The sequence below is a fragment of the Arthrobacter globiformis genome, from assembly GCF_046536215.2.
GTDB classification, from domain to species: domain Bacteria; phylum Actinomycetota; class Actinomycetes; order Actinomycetales; family Micrococcaceae; genus Arthrobacter; species Arthrobacter globiformis_E.
Genome location: NZ_CM143421.1, coordinates 3,998,173 through 4,014,095, shown reverse-complemented (window position 1 = coordinate 4,014,095; position 15,923 = coordinate 3,998,173). Strand labels below are relative to the sequence as shown.

The following is a 15,923-nucleotide window of genomic DNA, read 5'->3' as shown; positions in this document are numbered from 1 at the left end:
GGAGCGCGAACGTACACTTGTTGCCCCCAGGAAGCGCTTCCCAAGGGCCGCAAGTGTACGTTCGCGCTGGTCCGGGGCGGTTTTGCAGTACCCCGCCGGGCTAGGCTGTGGTTTGCTCCGCCGGCTGCCTGGCCGGCTCGCCGTAGCGTTCCTGCTCGATCTGCTCCAGGCTCTTGCCCCGGGTGTCCGGCGCCCAGACGATGCCGATGACCATGGCGGCTACCAACGCCCCGATCATGATGGCGCCGACGAAGGGCACGCCGTGATCGGCCAGCAGCGTCGGGAACCAGTAGCTCAGCAGGCCGACGACGATGCGGGCCACGAAGAACAACACGCCCTGCGCGCTGGCCCGGTACCGGGTGGCGAACATTTCGGCTGCCCACAGGGCGTAGAAGGCCTGGGCGCCGATGCCGGCCGAGATGCCCCAGAGGGCGGCGAAGAGAATCAGCACCGGCATGGTCACGTGGACAAAGACCAGCAGGACCCAGGCGGCAAGGCCCAGCACCGCGCCGATCCCGTAGAGCAGGCGGCGGTCAACGCGGTCGCCGTACTTCATGAAGCCGAAGTACGTGGCAACGACGGTGAGCGTCCACAGCAGCACCTGCAGGAGGTTCTGCTCAGCGGACGACTCAACCCCGGATGATTCGTACACCCGCGGCATGAAGATGCCCATCTGGCCTGCCACGAGGTTCCAGAGCGCGTAGACGCCCACGAGGAAGAGGATTGCCTTGAGGTTGGTGGCGTTGGTCAGCAGCTCGCGGTAGTTGCGCCGTTTGACGCCGGATGCCTCCTCCAGCAGACGGGCTTCATTCGACTTCTTCCAGGTGTGGGACTCGGACAGCCGGCGGCGGATCCACCAGGTGATGAAGGCGATGACGAACAGGTGCGCGAAGACCAGCCGGCTGCCCAGCAGCCCCAGCGGAACCACGACGGTGGCGAGGAGGAAGACCAGGGCCGGAGCGAGCGACCACGCAAACTGCGCGGTGCCCACGTGCCTGGCCCGCTGTTCGGAGGGCGCCTCTTCGGCGATGTAGGTCCAGGCGACGGGCACGCCGGCTCCGACGGCGATCCCGGTGAGGATCACGCCGACGACCAGCATCCACGGGGCCACAGCAAAGATCACCAGGGCCGTGCCGATCATGTACAGGATGAGGTCGTAGGTGTAGATGAACTTGCGGCCGTAGCGGTCGCCCAGCGGCCCGCCGATCATCGCACCGACCGCGGCGCCGAACGCGTTGGCGCTGAGGGCGGCGATGAGGCCAACAATGAGGTTGCTGAAGCCGAAGTACTCCTGCCACAGCGTCAGGCTCGTCGCCAGCGCAATGATGGATCCGGCTTCGATGTAGTTGGACATGGACACAGCGACGGTGGCCTTCCAGCCGCCGATCTGCGGGGTGTTTGTCATAGTGAATCTTTCTCTGGCGACGCCTTCGGCGCCGGGCAGCCGTTTAGGGCTACCCTGATTTGACACGTTTCAAGAACCGCCTGTCACCATCAAGTCGCCGGAACGCTTGAGGTGAGGGGTTCGTAGCGGCGCAGGCTCGTTCCGGCACCAACAATCCTGCGGAGATCCGCCAGGCCGCCTGTGGCTACGCCGGCTGCCCGCGCCTGGACCAGCACGTTGCCGAGGGCTGTCGCCTCGACCGGACCGGCGATGACCCGTTTGCCGGTGGCCTGCGCGGTGAGCTGGCACAGCAGCGCGTTCTGCGATCCGCCGCCGACGATGTGCACCACGTCGGCGGCTACACCGGCGAGGCGTTCGGCGTCGCCGATGGTGCGTGCATAGCCGGCGGCGAGGCTGTCCAGGATGCAGCGGACGATCGCTGCCGGATGGTCGGGAAGGACGGTTCCGGTGTTCCGCACTGCTGCGCGGATCCGGTCCGGCATGTTGTCCGGGGCGATGAAGGCGGGATCGTCCGGGTTGATCCGGGGTCCTCCGGGCGGCAGCGCCGCGGCCGCGTCGAGGAGTTCGCCGATCTCCGGCCGGTAGCCGTCTTCGGCCCAGGTGCGCTGGCACTCGCTGAGGAGCCAGAGGCCGCCGACATTGCGCAGGTACCGGGTGGTGCCGTCCACGCCGCGCTCGTTGGTGAAGTTCGCCGCGCGGCTGGCTTCGGTGAGCACCGGATGCTGCAGTTCCAGCCCCACGAGGGACCAGGTGCCGGAGGAAATGTAGGCGAAACTCTCTTGCTCCGCAGGGACCGCGGCCACGGCCGACGCGGTGTCGTGCGAGCCGACGGCCACCACCTTCGTTGCCCCGGGCAGCCCGGTCCGTTCTGCGATTCCGGGCAGCAGGGTGCCCACGGTTTCGCCGGGCTGGATCAGCGGCGGGAACAGATCCCTGGGCAGGTCAAGGGGTCCGAACAGCTCGCTGGCCCACTCCCCCGCGACCGCGCCGAACAGTCCCGTGGTGGAGGCGTTGGTGGCCTCGGTGCGGCGCTGCCCGGTGAGCAGGAACGCGATCAGGTCGGGGATCAGCAGGGCCTGAAGCCCGTCCAGATCCGGTTCGGTGGCGAGCTGGTAGAGCGTGTTGAACTGCAGGAACTGCAGTCCCGTGGTGGCATAGAGCCGTGCCGGGTCCAGTTTCCCGTGCACCCGGGCGACGGCGGCACGGCTGCGTTCGTCCCGGTAGCTGTAGGGCTGCGCGGTGAGTTCGCCGGCCTTGGTGACCAGACCGTAGTCCACCGCCCAGGTGTCGATGCCGATGCTGGTAACCGCCTCGCCCCGCTCCGCCGCCGCCTTGCCGGCGGCAGCGAGACCGGTGAGCACCTCGGCGAAGAGGGCGTCGAAGTCCCAGCGGAGGCCGCCGTCGGACTGCACGACGGCGTTGGGGAACCGGTGCACGACATCGAGCATGGCCCGCGCCGGACCGCCGTCGGCGGCGTTTGCCCCGGCAGACCGGGTTCCGGCGCTGATCCGGCCCAGGATGACGCGTCCGGAGGAGGCGCCGATGTCGACGGCGGCGAACAGGCCGCCGTCGACATCATGGGTTGGTGCGGTGCTCACCGGAGGAAGGCTGCCGCTACGCCGGCGTCGACGGGAATGTGGAGGCCGGTGGTGTGGGAGAGTTCGTTGCTGGTGAGCACGGCCGCGGCGTTGGCGACGTGTTCGGGCAGGACCTCCCGCTTGAGGAGGGTGCGCTGGGCGTAATACTCGCCCAGTTTTTCCTCGTCCACGCCGTAGACCGCGGCGCGTTTGGCGCCCCAGCCGCCGGCGAAGATCCCGGAGCCGCGGACCACGCCGTCGGGGTTGATGCCGTTGACTCGGATGCCGTGCTCGCCCAGTTCCGCCGCGAGGAGCCGGACCTGGTGGGCCTGGTCGGCTTTGGTGGCGGAGTAGGCGATGTTGTTCGGGCCGGCGAACACGGAGTTCTTGGAGGAGATGTAGATGATGTCCCCGCCCAGGCCCTGGCCGATCATGACCTTCGCGGCGGCCTTCGCGACCAGGAAGGAGCCCTTGGCCATGACGTTGTGCTGCAGGTCCCAGTCCTTCTCGGTGGTTTCCAGCAGCGGCTTGGAGATGGACAGGCCGGCGTTGTTGACCACCAGGTCCACCCCGCCGAAGGCCAGCACCGCCTGATCGATCGCGGCGGCGATCTGGGCCTCGTTGGTCACGTCGGACTGCACTCCGACGGCGACATCCGGGCCGCCGAGCTCTTCCGCGACCTTTTGGGCGTCTTCGAGGTTCAGGTCGGCGATGACCACGCAGGCGCCTTCCGCGGCGAGGCGGGTGGCGATGGCCTTGCCGATGCCGGAGGCGGCGCCGGTGACCAGGGCGATGCGGGTAGCGTGGGACTTGGGCTTGGGCATCCGGGCAAGTTTGGCCTCCTCCAGGGCCCAGTACTCGATCCGGAACTTCTCGGCCTCATCGATCGGGGCGTAGGCGGAGATCGCCTCGGCGCCGCGCATCACGTTGATCGCGTTCAGGTAGAACTCCCCGGCGACCCGGGCGGTCTGCTTGTCCTTGCCGTAGGAGAACATCCCCACCCCCGGGACCAGCACGATCGCCGGGTCCGCACCGCGCAGGGCCGGTGAGTCGGGGGTGGCGTGGCGGTCGTAGTAGGCCTGGTAGTCCTCCCGGTACGCGGCGTGCAGCTCCTTGAGGCGGGCCACGGAGTCCTCGATGGAGGCGTCCGCGGGGAGGTCCAAGATGAGCGGCTTGACCTTGGTGCGCAGGAAGTGGTCCGGGCAGGAGGTGCCCAGCCCGCCGAGGCGCGGGTGTTGCGCGGCCTCCAGGAATTCCAGCACGGCAGGATCGTCGCTGAAGTGGCCCACCTGGGGCTTGTCGGCCGAGGCCAGGCCGCGGATCACCGGGGCCAGCGCGGCGGCCTTCGCGCGGCGTTCGGCCTCGGGCAGCGGGGCATAGCCGGGCAGCGCCGGGCCGAAGGGTTCGGCCTTGCCGTTCGCGGCGATGTACTGCTCGGCCTGGTCGATGATCCACAGCGAGTTCGCTTCCGCTTCCTCGCTGGTCTCACCCCAGGCGGTGATGCCGTGCCCGCCCAGGATGGTGCCGATCGCCTGCGGGTTGGCGTCCTTGATCTCGGCGATGTCCAGGCCCAGCTGGAACCCCGGCCGGCGCCACGGCACCCACACCACCTTGTCACCGAAAATCTTCGCGGTCAGCGCCTCACCATCCACCGCCGTCGCAACGGCGATGCCCGAATCCGGGTGGAGGTGGTCCACATGCGCGGCGTCCACGAGCCCGTGCATGGCCGTATCGATCGACGGGGCCGCGCCGCCCTTGCCATGCAGGCAGTAATCAAACGCCGCGACCATCTCGTCCTCGCGCTCCACCCCCGGATACACGTTCTTCAGCGCCTGCAGCCGGTCCAGGCGCAACACCGCCAGGTTCTGCGCCTTCAAAGTTCCAAGGTCCCCGCCGGAACCCTTCACCCACAGCAGCTCGACGTCCTCGCCCGTGACCGGGTCCTTCTCCAACCCCTTCGCCGAGGTGTTGCCGCCCGCGAAATTCGTGTTCCGCTTGTCCGCACCGAGCCGGTTCGAACGCGCGACCAGGTCTTCAACAGTCTTGTTGGCTGTGTTCTGCATGTTCATGCTTTATGCGCCCCATCCGGATTGCTGGCCGCCCACGCGGTCCTCGTTGATTTGCTTTTGGTAGCCGCTGGCCTTGTAGGCGGCCAGCGGGTCCGCGGGCAGTCCGCGGGATTCACGCCACTCGGCCAGGACCGGACGGACGTCGGTGTAGAAGGCGTCGTTGAACACGGCATTCGCGGCCAGGACGTCCCCGGAGCGCTGCGCCTCATCCAGCGCGGTGGTGTCCACCAGCAGCGCCCGTGCGGTCATCTCCTGGACATTCAGCACAGAGCGGATCTGGCCGGGGATCTTCTCCTCCAGGTTGTGGCACTGGTCCAGCATCAGCGCCACGCCGGACTCTTTGCCGAAGCCGCCGCCGCGGATCACCTCGTGCATGATGCGGAACAGCTGGAACGGGTCGGCGGCGCCCACGATGAGGTCGTCGTCGGCGTAGAAGCGCGAGTTGAAGTCGAACGAACCCAGCTTGCCCAGGCGCAGCAGCTGCATGACGATGAACTCGATATTGGTGCCCGGGGCGTGGTGGCCGGTGTCCAGGCAGACAAAGGCCTTCTCGCCCAGGGCAAGGGTCTGCGCGTACGACGTGCCCCAGTCCGGAACGTCCGTGTGGTAAAAAGCCGGCTCGAAGAACTTGTACTCCAGCACCAGGCGCTGGTCCTCGCCCAGCCGGGCGTAGATCTCCTGCAGGGACTCGGCCAAACGGTCCTGGCGGCCGCGCATGTCGTCCTGGCCCGGGTAGTTGGTGCCGTCCGCGAGCCAGATCTTCAGGTCCCGGGACCCGGTGGCATGCATGATGTCGATGCACTCGAAGTGGTGGTCGATCGCGCGGCGACGGACGGCGTCGTCCGAGGACGTCAGCGAGCCGAACTTGTACTCGTCGTCCTGGAACGTGTTTGAGTTGATCGTGCCCAGCCCCACGCCGAGGCCGGCAGCGAACTCCTTCAGCGCCGCGTAATCGTCCACCTTGTCCCACGGGATGTGCAGCGCCACCGTGGGCGCCAGGCCGGTGAGTTCGTGGACCTTGGCGGCGTCCGCCAGTTTCTCCTGGACGGTGCGGGGGGTACCGGGCGTGCCGAACACCTTGAACCTGGTGCCCGAGTTGCCGTAGGCCCACGACGGGACCTCAATGGCAAGCTCCGAAAGCCGGCCCAGAGCCGATGCTGTGTTGTTCATAATCTTTCTTTCGTCAGTGTTTGGCAGTGAAAGTTTGCAGGGAGGATCAGTGCCCGGAAGATCTAGTGCCCGACGGCGGCGGCAGCGTTGCTGCCGGTGGCTGCGGCCAGCTGCTCCTCGAGGTTGAACACCTCATCGAGGACGCGGAAGCCCTCGTCGGGCGGAACATCGCTGTCCCGGAAGAGGGTGGCCATTTCCGCCTGCCAGCGGGCATTGACGTCCGTGAGTGCCATCCGTGCGCGCACCGCGTCAAAGTCGTCGCATTCGAGGTACCCGATCAGCAGCCCGTCGGCATCCAGAAACAGCGAGTAGTTGTTCCAGCCGGCATCCTTGAGCGCGGCCAGCATCTCGGGCCAGACAGCGGCATGGCGCCGGCGGTACTCCCCCAGCAGCTTCGGCTGGACGGAGGATCGGAAGCAAACCCTCATGTTGTACTCCTGTGGACGTTTAGGGGCGGCGCAAGAAGCCGAAACCAATTCATTCGGCGCTGAATATTCGCCGTCTTTGAACTTCAACATCTTTGAATCGTTTCATTGGTACGATTCAAATTACTCTGGGAGCAGGAAGGGTGTCAAGCTTTTTCACACGGACGGGCAAATCGATCTTCGGAGGATCAGCAGAGTGTCGCGGGCAGCCAGCATCAAGGACGTCGCCAACCATGCGCAGGTCGCGGTGGGAACGGTCTCTAACGTCCTCAACAACCCGGACCGCGTCTCCAAGCGCACCAAGGACAGGGTGCTGCAGGCCATCGATGAGCTCGGCTTTGTCCGCAACGACGCCGCGCGGCAGCTGCGGGCGGGGCACAGCCGCACCATCGGCGTCGTGGTCCTGGACGTCGGCAACCCCTTCTTCACATCCCTGGTCCGGGCGGCGGAAGACGCCGCGGCAGTGAACGGCAGTGCGGTACTGCTGGGCGACAGCGGCCACGATGCGAACCGGGAATCGCACTACATCGACCTGTTCCAGGAACAGCGGGTCCAGGGCCTGCTCATTTCCCCGGTGGGGGACGTGGCCGACCGGCTGGATGCGCTGCGGCAGCGCGGCGTCCCCACGGTCCTGGTGGACCGGCTGGCCGACGAGAACCGCTTCAGTTCCGTCTCGGTGGATGACGACGCCGGCGGGTACCTTGCCGCCCGGCACCTCCTCGATCTCGGGCGCAGGAAGCTGGCCTTCGTGGGCGGGCCACTGTCGATCCGCCAGGTATCCGACCGCCTGCTCGGTGCCCGCCGCGCCGTGGACGAGGCGGCCGGCGCCACGCTGGAGGTGCTCGACTCGGACGGCCAGACGGTGCTGGCCGGACGCGGCGTGGGCAACAGCCTCGTCGACCGTGGCGCCGCGGACATGCCCGACGGCGTCTTCTGCGCCAACGACCTGCTGGCGCTGGGCGTGATGCAGTCGCTGACCATGATGAACGGCGTACGCATTCCGGAGGATGTGGCCCTGATCGGCTACGACGACATCGACTTCGCCGTGTCCGCCGTCGTGCCACTCTCCTCCATCCGCCAGCCCACAGACGCCATCGGCAGGACCGCCATTGAGCTCCTGACGGAGGAACTCGACGCACGGCACCCGCGGCACCGCGCCGTCGTGTTCACACCCGAGCTCGTGGTCCGGCAAAGCACGGCGGGCACCGACGCACCCCACTAGGGAAGCGCGCCGCACTGGCACTCCGGCCGCTTGGTCCCAGGCCGGATTGAAACGTTACGCAGGGCGGATCGAGGGAGTACACTAGGCAGCAAACGGACTCGGGAAAGCGCTTGCCAGCCCATGGCACACGCTCCCGGCAACGGTTGACGATGGCGTCGCGCAGCACCGCAGCGCCGGACAGGAGCACCATGGATACCCCGCCCACCCAGCCCGCGGCAGGCGCCGTGGACCTCGCAACCGCGCACGGCCGCGAAGCACCGGCCCGGATCGCCCTGATCGGCGTACACGGCTTCGGCGCCCACCACCTGGCGAACCTCGAACGGCTGGCCAAGGCCGGCGTGGTGGAACTCGTGGCCGTGGCCGACCCGAATCCGCCGTCCCCCGGCGCGCTGCCGGAGACCACCGCGGTCCACGCCGACCTGCAGTCCCTCCTGGCCGGCAACCACAGCCCCGACGTGGTCATCGTGGCCACCCCCATCCAGACCCACGCACCCCTGGCCCTGGCCACCCTGGCCGCCGGCGCGGACCTCTATCTGGAGAAACCGCCGGTGGCGTCGCTGGCCGACTTCCGGCAGCTGCAGGAGGCCGCAGCGGCATCCGGGCGCAGCGTGCAGATCGGGTTCCAGAGCCTCGGGTCACAGGCCCTGGCGGCCATCGAGCAGCTCCTTCGGGACGGCACCATCGGCACCCTGCAGGGCATCGGTGCCACCGGACGCTGGGTGCGGGACCGCGCCTACTACAAGCGCTCCCGGTGGGCCGGCAAGCGGAGCATTGACGGTGTGGACGTGGTGGACGGTGTGGCCACCAACCCCTTGGCGCATGCCATCGCCACCGCCCTGCGGATCGCGGGCGCCCGTACGGTGGAGGATGTGGCCTCCGTGGAGACCGACCTCTACCGCGCGAACGACATCGAGTCCGATGACACGTCCGTCATCCGGATCCGCACTACCGCCGGACTGCCCATTACCTGCGCCCTGACGCTCTGCGCCGCGGAGTCCGTGGAACCGTACATCACCCTTCAGGGCTCCGCGGGAACAGCAGTCTTCCACTACACGGAGGACCGGCTGCACATCAGCACGGCGGACGGAGAACACTCCCAGGCATTCGGCCGCGACGACCTCACGGAAAACCTGCTGGAGCACCTGGCCACGGGCAAGGAGCTCACCAGCGCCCTCAACGACTCCGGCGCGTTCATGCTCGTCCTCGAGGCTGTCCGTACGGCCGAACCGCCGGCACCTATCGGTCCGGGCCACGTGCTCTGGGAGGGCGACGGCGATGCCGCCCGTGCCGTCATTCCGGGCATTGAGGATGCCCTGGCGCGGGCCATCGGCGCGCACGCCACGTTCAGCGAGCTGGCCCTGCCGTGGGCGCGGCCGGCTGATCCCGCCGGGAGCGCCGGTACCGGCGCAGCCGTTTCCGACGCAGTCCTGTTCGACGCCGGCGGCAGGCCCCTGGCGGTGGAGCGCACCGGTGCCGGACTCAACGCGGGGCTGTCCCCTCGCCCCTACCTGCACCCCGTCAACACCCTCGGCGGCACCGAGGTGACCGACCATCTGCCCGCCGACCACCCGTGGCACCTGGGCGCCGGCTTCGCGCTCCAGGACGTCAACGGCACCAACTTCTGGGGCGGCAGGACGTACACGCGCGACGCCGGCGCATACGTGTCCCGGCCGGACCACGGCCGGATCGAACTGCTCCCTGCCAATGTGGACGCGGCCACTGCGGACGCACCGGGCACCCGGCAGCTCCGCTGGCTCGGCACGGACGGACAGCCCCTGCTGACTGAACAGCGGACCCTCGGCCGCGGGATCCTGGGGGAACGCGTGTGGCGCCTGGACCTGGGCACGGAACTGACCGCCGTCGTCGACGTTTCGCTGGGCAGCCCCGGCTCCAACGGAGCCGCCGGCAGCGGCTACGGCGGCTTCTTCTGGCGCCTTCCGGCCTGCAGCGGCGCCCGCATCTTCACGTCCGACGCCGAGGGGGAACCGGCCGTCCACGGTTCCGTTGCGCCGTGGCTGGCGTGGACCGCCTCCTTCGGCGAGGTTCCCGGCCTCCGCGCCGGGCAGCCCGCCACGCTCGTGTTCGGCGCGCCGGCCGAGGCCGCCGACCCCTGGTTTGTCCGCTGCTCCGGCTACCCCGCCGTCGGGTCGGCCCTGGCATGGGACCGGCCGGTGGCGCTGGCGGCCGGGGAGTCGCTGCGGCGGAGCCTGAGCGTCTGGGTGTGCGACGGCGAACTGTCGCCCGCCGCCGTCGCATCCCTGGTGGCCTCGGCGTAAGGTCGGAACACGATCGCTGAGCCGGATCCTCCGCCCCAACAAAGGAGTCCCATGCCACCGCAAAACCCTGCTTCCCCGACCCCGGCCTGGAACAGCGGCCCCGGCCTGGCATTCGGCGGCGACTACAACCCCGAGCAGTGGCCGGCCGACGTCCGGCTGGAGGACATCGGCCTCATGAAGGAGGCCGGCGTGACCCTCCTCAGCGTGGCCATCTTTTCCTGGGCGCTCCTGCAGCCGAGCGAAGGCGAGTACGACTTCGGCTGGCTGGACGAGGTGCTGGACAACCTGCACGGTGCGGGCATCAAGGTGGCCCTCGCCACGGCCACGGCCGCTCCCCCGGCCTGGCTGGTGCGGAAGCATCCGGAAGTCCTGCCGGTAACGGCGGAGGGCACCGTCCTGGAACGCGGCTCCCGGCGGCACTACTCGCCGTCGTCCGCTGTTTACCGCCGATATGCCGCAGGCATCACCCGCAAGCTGGCGGAACGGTACCGGGACCATCCGGCGCTGGCGCTGTGGCACGTGGACAACGAGCTCGGCTGCCACGTTTCAGAGTTCTACGGTGAGGAGGACGCCGCGGCGTTCCGGCGCTGGCTGGAGCGGCGCTACGGCAGCATCGAGGCGCTGAACGAGGCCTGGGGCACGGCGTTCTGGTCGCAGCACTATGCCTCGTTCGAGGAGATCATTCCGCCGCGGAACGCCCCCACCACACTCAACCCGACGCAGCGGCTGGACTTCCAGCGGTTCAGCTCCTGGGCGCTGATGGACTACTACCGGGGCCTGCTGGCGGTGATCCGCGAGGTAACCCCCGACGTTCCGGCCACCACCAACCTCATGGTGTCCAGCGCCACCAAGCCCCTGGATTACTTCCACTGGGCGGAGGACCTGGACGTCGTGGCCAACGACCACTACCTCGTGGCCGCCGACCCGGAGCGGCAGATCGAACTGGCGTTCAGCGCTGACCTCACCCGCGGCGTTGCGGGCAACCAGCCGTGGATCCTGATGGAACACTCGACATCGGCCGTGAACTGGCAGCCGCGGAACCAGCCCAAGATGCCGGGCGAAATGCTCCGCAACTCGCTGGCGCACGTGGCCCGCGGCGCCGATGCCGTCATGTTCTTCCAGTGGCGGCAAAGCGTGGCCGGGGCCGAAAAGTTCCATTCGGCGATGGTGCCGCACGGCGGCCGCGACACCCGGGTGTGGCGCGAGGTGGTGGCCCTCGGCGAAGCCCTGAAGCGGCTCGGCCCGGTCAAGGGTTCCACGGTGGAATCCCGGGTGGCCATCGTGTTCGACTACGAGGCCTGGTGGGCCAGCGAGCTGGACTCGCACCCGAGCGAGGACGTGAAGTACCTGGAGCTGATCCGCGCGTTCCACCGCTCGCTGTTCCTGCGCGGCGTGGGCGTGGACTTCGTGCATCCAACGGCGGACCTTGCAGGCTACGGCCTGGTCCTGGTGTGCACGCTCTACTGCGTCACCGATTCCGCCGCGGCCAACATCGCGGGCGCGGCCGAGGCCGGCGCCACGGTGCTGGTCAGCTACTTCAGCGGCATCGTGGACGAACGCGACCACATCCGGCTGGGCGGCTACCCGGGCGCCTTCAGGGAACTCCTGGGCGTCCGGACCGAGGAGTTCCATCCCCTGCTCGAGGGCGGACAGGTGACCCTGAGCGACGGCACCGTTGGCCGGGTCTGGAGCGAGCACGTCCACCTCGCCGGGGCCGAGGCCGTGGCGACCTTCACCGGCTACCCGCTGGAAGGGGTCCCCGCCCTGACCCGGAGGACCGCCGGCAGCGGCGCCGCGTGGTACCTGGCCACGCTCCCGGACCGCGACGGCATCGAACGCCTGCTGGACAGTCTCCTGGCCGAAGCGGGAGTGGCAGCGTCCGCGGAAGCGGCTGCCGGCGTCGAACTTACCCGCCGGGTGACGGCAGACGGGCGTCGCTTCCTCTTCGCCATCAACCACGGCACGGAGGATGCGGCGGTGAAGGCCGACGGCGAGGAGCTGCTGGGCGGCGGACGCTTCGGCGGGACTGTTCCCGGCGGAGCAGTGGCCGTGATCGCCGAGGACTAAGTTTTTGGTCGGGAGTTTGGAGTTTTTGTCCAGATAATGGCCGCTCAAGGCCTCCGAAGTCGCGATACGTGGACAAAAACTCCACCCCCTCCCGCGCATAAACCCGCGCGGAAAACCCCGGGCTATCTCCCTTGGGAGACGGCCCGGGGTTTTTCATGTCCGCATGAAGCTAACTGCTGATGGCCGATGCCATCTCGTCCACGGCTTTCTTGCCGGCGTCATCTGCCGAGAGCCTGTTGAACAGCACCTCCGAGGTGTAGCGCTTGATGATTTCCTGGATGGCGCCTGCCCCCTTCGGCGGCGGGGCAGGAGCCTCGCCGAGTTCGTTCTTGATCTGGTCGATGAACTTCACGACCTTGACGTCCGCAGGGGTCAGCTTGGCGGAGATCGCCTTGCGCACATCGGTGTTCGGGTAGACACCCCGGTCAGCCAGGAGTGCTTGGCCGGCCTTGGCGTCATTGGCCAGGAAGTTGATGAACTTGGCGACCTCCTCAGGGTGCTTGGTCCTGGAGGAAGCCGACCAGAACTGCGAGGCCTTGTACCAGAGCTGGGCATCAGCAGCGGAGCCGGTCTTTGTGGGGAACCTGAGAATCTTCAGTTCTGCGCCCGCAGCCTTTTCCAGCGCGGGAAGCTGGTTGGACCACCAGAAGGCGAGTCCGTTCTTGCCCGTTGCGAGACCGCTCTGGTCCAGGGGCGCGGCATCAGCTTCAACAACCTCCGACGCCGAGGGTACTGCCTTGTGCTCACTCATCTGCTTGAGGAACGCCCACCAGGCCGCGATGTCCGACGGCTCAAAGCCGAGCTTGCCGTCCTGGGTGTAGAGGGACTTTCCGTTCTGCCTCAGCCATACTCCGAGGGATGCCTCATCGGTCCCGTACGCGGCCGCCCCGTAGGTGCCCTTCGGAGACTTCGCCGTCACCTCGGCGGAGATCCGTTCGAAGTCATCCCAGGTCCAGGTCGCGTCATCGGGCAGCGCCACACCCGCAGCCTTGAACACGGCCGGGTTTGCAAGGATGGTGGCTGCATTGATGCCGGCCGGGATACCCGTCAGGCCGTCCTCACTCTGCCCCGCCTTCAGGGTGGCCTCGTCGAGCTTGGAGGTGTCGATGCCGTACTTCGAGAGGTCAAGCAGGGCTCCGCGGCTGGAGTACTCGGTGATGTACTTTTCGTCCATCTGGATGATGTCGGGAGCGTCGTTGGCAGCGACCTGCGTGGCCAGCTTGTCCCAGTAACCGCTCCAGTCGCCGTACTCGGGCTTGATTTTGATGTTCGGGTTCTCGGCTTCGAAGGCCTTAATGGCTTCCTGGGTCACCTGTGCCCTCTTGTCACTGCCCCACCAGGAGAACCGGAGCTCAACCTTTCCGTCGGGGCTCTGGGCGGCAGATCCTCCGCCGCAGGCACTGAGTGCAAGGACGACGGCGGCTGCCGCAGCGACCGCTGCCCCCTTTCGCAGCCTTCGCGGGGTCTTGGATACCGTGGGCCGGGCGGTCCCGGCACCAGGGGCAGGTTTGGAGAACAGTTGCACAGTTCACTCCGATCTTCTTTGATCTTGAAGGATGAGGAAAACGCTTTCCAGCTAATATTATAAGTAGCTATCTTGTATTACAAGCATGCGTTTGGAGCGGGAGTCCTTTGCGCCGGGACTGAGGCCCGGCGTTCGCTTCCGACTACTTGATGCCGGTCGTGGCGATTCCCTTGATGAGGAATCTCTGCCCGAAGAGGAAAACCAGGAACACGGGCAGCAGGGAAACGATGGACATGGCGAAGAGCGAACCCCAACTGGTGGCGGACTGGGAATCCACGAACGCCCGCAGCGCCACGGGAACGGTGAACATGTCGGGATCCGTCAGGTAGATGAGTGCCCCGAAGAAGTCGTTCCAGGTCCAGATGAAGGTGAAGATGGTGGTGGTGGCCAGCGCGGGGACCATCAGCGGCAGAATCACACGCAGGAAGATCCGCGGATGGCCGGCGCCGTCGATCCTTGCTGCCTCGTCCAGCTCCTTGGGGATGCCCCGGATGAACTGGACCATGAGGAACACGAAGAACGCATCCGTTGCCAGGAGCTTCGGAACGATGAGCGGCCAGAAGGTGTTCACCCAGCCAATCTGCGAGAACAGGATGTACTGCGGGACGATCACCACGTGGAACGGCAGCATGATGGTGAGCAGCATGATGCCGAAGAAGATCTTCTGCCCTGTGAACTGGAGCCTGGCGAAGGCGTAGGCGGCCATCGAGCACGAGATCAGGTTGCCAAGGATTGAGCCCAGCACAACCACCGCGGAATTGATCATGTAGTGGCCGAACGGGTGGGTCAGGGCCGACCATCCGTCCGTGTAGTTGCCCATTTCCAGGGTGCTGAGCCACAGGCCGGGGTCGCGGAAGATGAGTTCATTGGCGCGCAGCGAGGAAACAACCATCCACAGCAGCGGATAGATCATGACACCGCCGGTGACGATCAGGATCGCGTGCTTGATCAGTGCCTTGGTCCGTGCGCTACGGCTAAAGGCAAGGCTGCCGCGTGATTCGCGGGTTTTGCGTGGCCCTCGGGAGTTTGTTGGCTTGCCGGCCGGAGCTTTCTTACTCGGGGCGGGCAGCGCTTCCAGCTTAGTCGTCATAGAAAACCCAATACTTTGCAGCGATGAAGTTGATGGCGGTGAATGCGCCGATAATGACCAGCAGGAACCAGGCCATGGCGGAGGCGTATCCCATATCGAACTGGCCGAAGCCCTTCTGGTACAGGTAGAGCGTGAAGAACATCGTCGAATCCGAAGGGCCGCCGTTGCCGCCGGAGACGATAAACGCCTGGGTGAATGACTGGAATGATCCGATGATCTGCAGCACCAGGTTGAAGAAGATGATGGGGCTCAGGAGCGGCAGGGTGATGCGCCAGAACTGCTGGAACCTGGTGGCCCCGTCCACCTCGGCGGCTTCGTAGTACATGTTGGGTATCTGGCGCAGGCCGGCGAGGAAGATGATCATCGGAGCGCCGAAGGTCCAGACGTGGAGCAGGATGATCGATCCCAGCGCCGTACTGGGGTCAGAGATCCACCCCGGACCCTCGATGCCGGCAAGGGCAAGCACCTGGTTGACCAGGCCGGTGGTGCCGAAGATCTGCTTCCACAGGATCGCGATGGCCACCGAGCCGCCGAGCAGCGACGGCAAGTAGAAGACAGAACGGTAGAACGGCAGGCCCCGCAGGCCCTTGTCCAGCACCAGTGCGATGAGCAGCGCAACCGCCAGCTGCAGTGGAACGCCGACGAGTACGTAGGTGAACGTCACCCCGAGCGAATTATGCAGCCTCGCGTCGGTGAACATCCGCTGAAAGTTTTCCAGGCCCACCCATTCCGGGGCCTGAATCAGGTTGTAGTCGGTGAACGAGAGGTACAGCGACATGAGCATGGGTCCGACGGTGATGGCTACCAGCCCCACCAGCCACGGCAGCAGGAAGATGTAGGCGGCCTTGTTGTCCCGGCCGCTGGCCTTCTTCTCCTCGGCAGTCTTCGGCCCCTTGCGGCGTGAGAGGGACGTGAGCTCGGTGATGGCACTCACTGCGGGCACCCCGGTCGCTGCGGCTTAGGTATGTGTTGAGCGGCCATGCGGTCTCCTTTGGTCATCGTGGCCATTCCCGCGCGGGCGGTCCGCCCCAGGTAGTCCTAGGGCCGCCCCGTGCCGCGGATTAATGCTTCGTTCAGCGGAAGGGCTTTGTGCCCTC

At 67.0% G+C, this 15,923-nt stretch carries 11 protein-coding genes; 3 read left to right on the top strand and 8 right to left on the bottom strand.

Going from position 1 to position 15,923, the window contains the following annotated elements; genetic code table 11:
• Positions 1-100: 100 nt before the first annotated feature.
• The 5 genes from R5O87_RS18070 to R5O87_RS18050 form a co-directional block, all read right to left on the bottom strand.
• The gene (locus R5O87_RS18070; protein WP_410556056.1) at positions 101-1,405 is read right to left on the bottom strand and encodes an MFS transporter; all 1,305 of its coding nucleotides are present in this window, start codon (positions 1,403-1,405) and stop codon (positions 101-103) included.
• A gap of 89 nt (positions 1,406-1,494) precedes the next feature.
• Positions 1,495-3,003, bottom strand: a complete 1,509-nt coding sequence (locus R5O87_RS18065) for a rhamnulokinase (RefSeq protein WP_410556057.1) — start codon at positions 3,001-3,003, stop codon at positions 1,495-1,497.
• Positions 3,000-5,051 carry a bifunctional aldolase/short-chain dehydrogenase gene (locus tag R5O87_RS18060; RefSeq protein ID WP_410556058.1) on the bottom strand — a complete coding sequence of 684 codons (2,052 nt, stop codon included), beginning with the start codon at positions 5,049-5,051 and terminating at the stop codon, positions 3,000-3,002. The genes R5O87_RS18065 and R5O87_RS18060 overlap by 4 nt, the downstream gene beginning before the upstream one ends.
• 3 nt (positions 5,052-5,054) lie before the next feature.
• Positions 5,055-6,221: an L-rhamnose isomerase gene (gene rhaI, locus R5O87_RS18055; RefSeq protein ID WP_410556059.1), complete on the bottom strand. Its 1,167-nt coding sequence runs from the start codon at positions 6,219-6,221 to the stop codon at positions 5,055-5,057.
• A 62-nt stretch (positions 6,222-6,283) separates the two neighbouring features.
• Positions 6,284-6,649, bottom strand: coding sequence for an L-rhamnose mutarotase (locus tag R5O87_RS18050; RefSeq protein WP_410556060.1), 366 nt, complete (start codon positions 6,647-6,649; stop codon positions 6,284-6,286).
• A 193-nt stretch (positions 6,650-6,842) separates the two neighbouring features.
• Here R5O87_RS18050 and R5O87_RS18045 point away from each other — a divergent pair, with 193 nt between their 5' ends.
• The 3 genes from R5O87_RS18045 (at position 6,843) to R5O87_RS18035 (ending at position 12,211) form a co-directional block, all read left to right on the top strand.
• On the top strand, positions 6,843-7,868 hold the full coding sequence (locus tag R5O87_RS18045) for a LacI family DNA-binding transcriptional regulator (protein ID WP_410556061.1): 1,026 nt from the start codon (positions 6,843-6,845) through the stop codon (positions 7,866-7,868).
• Between the two features lie 188 nt (positions 7,869-8,056).
• Entirely contained in the window at positions 8,057-10,144 is a 2,088-nt protein-coding gene (locus R5O87_RS18040) for a DUF6807 family protein (RefSeq protein ID WP_462836330.1), read from the top strand.
• A gap of 51 nt (positions 10,145-10,195) precedes the next feature.
• Positions 10,196-12,211, top strand: a complete 2,016-nt coding sequence (locus R5O87_RS18035; protein WP_410557272.1) for a beta-galactosidase — start codon at positions 10,196-10,198, stop codon at positions 12,209-12,211.
• A 169-nt stretch (positions 12,212-12,380) separates the two neighbouring features.
• On the opposite strand, the gene R5O87_RS18030 is transcribed toward R5O87_RS18035, so the two are convergent.
• The 3 genes from R5O87_RS18030 to R5O87_RS18020 all read right to left on the bottom strand — a co-directional run bounded on the left by R5O87_RS18030 (position 12,381) and on the right by R5O87_RS18020 (position 15,760).
• Positions 12,381-13,736 (bottom strand): ABC transporter substrate-binding protein, encoded by a 1,356-nt coding sequence (locus R5O87_RS18030; protein ID WP_410557270.1) that lies wholly within the window; start codon positions 13,734-13,736, stop codon positions 12,381-12,383.
• 142 nt (positions 13,737-13,878) lie between these two features.
• Complete coding sequence (locus tag R5O87_RS18025; RefSeq protein WP_410557269.1) at positions 13,879-14,826, bottom strand: carbohydrate ABC transporter permease; 948 nt, start codon at positions 14,824-14,826, stop codon at positions 13,879-13,881.
• Positions 14,816-15,760 (bottom strand): carbohydrate ABC transporter permease, encoded by a 945-nt coding sequence (locus tag R5O87_RS18020; protein WP_410557268.1) that lies wholly within the window; start codon positions 15,758-15,760, stop codon positions 14,816-14,818. Before R5O87_RS18020 ends, R5O87_RS18025 begins: the two co-directional genes overlap by 11 nt.
• Positions 15,761-15,923 lie beyond the last annotated feature (163 nt).

What these genes read in the sequence shown, in the direction of transcription:
- R5O87_RS18070 (WP_410556056.1), bottom strand. Translation starts at nt 1,405, where the DNA reads ATGACAAACACCCCGCAGATCGGCGGCTGGAAGGCCACCGTCGCTGTG.
- rhaI (WP_410556059.1), bottom strand. Translation starts at nt 6,221, where the DNA reads ATGAACAACACAGCATCGGCTCTGGGCCGGCTTTCGGAGCTTGCCATT.
- R5O87_RS18050 (WP_410556060.1), bottom strand. Translation starts at nt 6,649, where the DNA reads ATGAGGGTTTGCTTCCGATCCTCCGTCCAGCCGAAGCTGCTGGGGGAG.
- R5O87_RS18040 (WP_462836330.1), top strand. Translation starts at nt 8,057, where the DNA reads ATGGATACCCCGCCCACCCAGCCCGCGGCAGGCGCCGTGGACCTCGCA.
- R5O87_RS18025 (WP_410557269.1), bottom strand. Translation starts at nt 14,826, where the DNA reads ATGACGACTAAGCTGGAAGCGCTGCCCGCCCCGAGTAAGAAAGCTCCG.
- R5O87_RS18035 (WP_410557272.1), top strand. Translation starts at nt 10,196, where the DNA reads ATGCCACCGCAAAACCCTGCTTCCCCGACCCCGGCCTGGAACAGCGGC.
- R5O87_RS18060 (WP_410556058.1), bottom strand. Translation starts at nt 5,051, where the DNA reads ATGAACATGCAGAACACAGCCAACAAGACTGTTGAAGACCTGGTCGCG.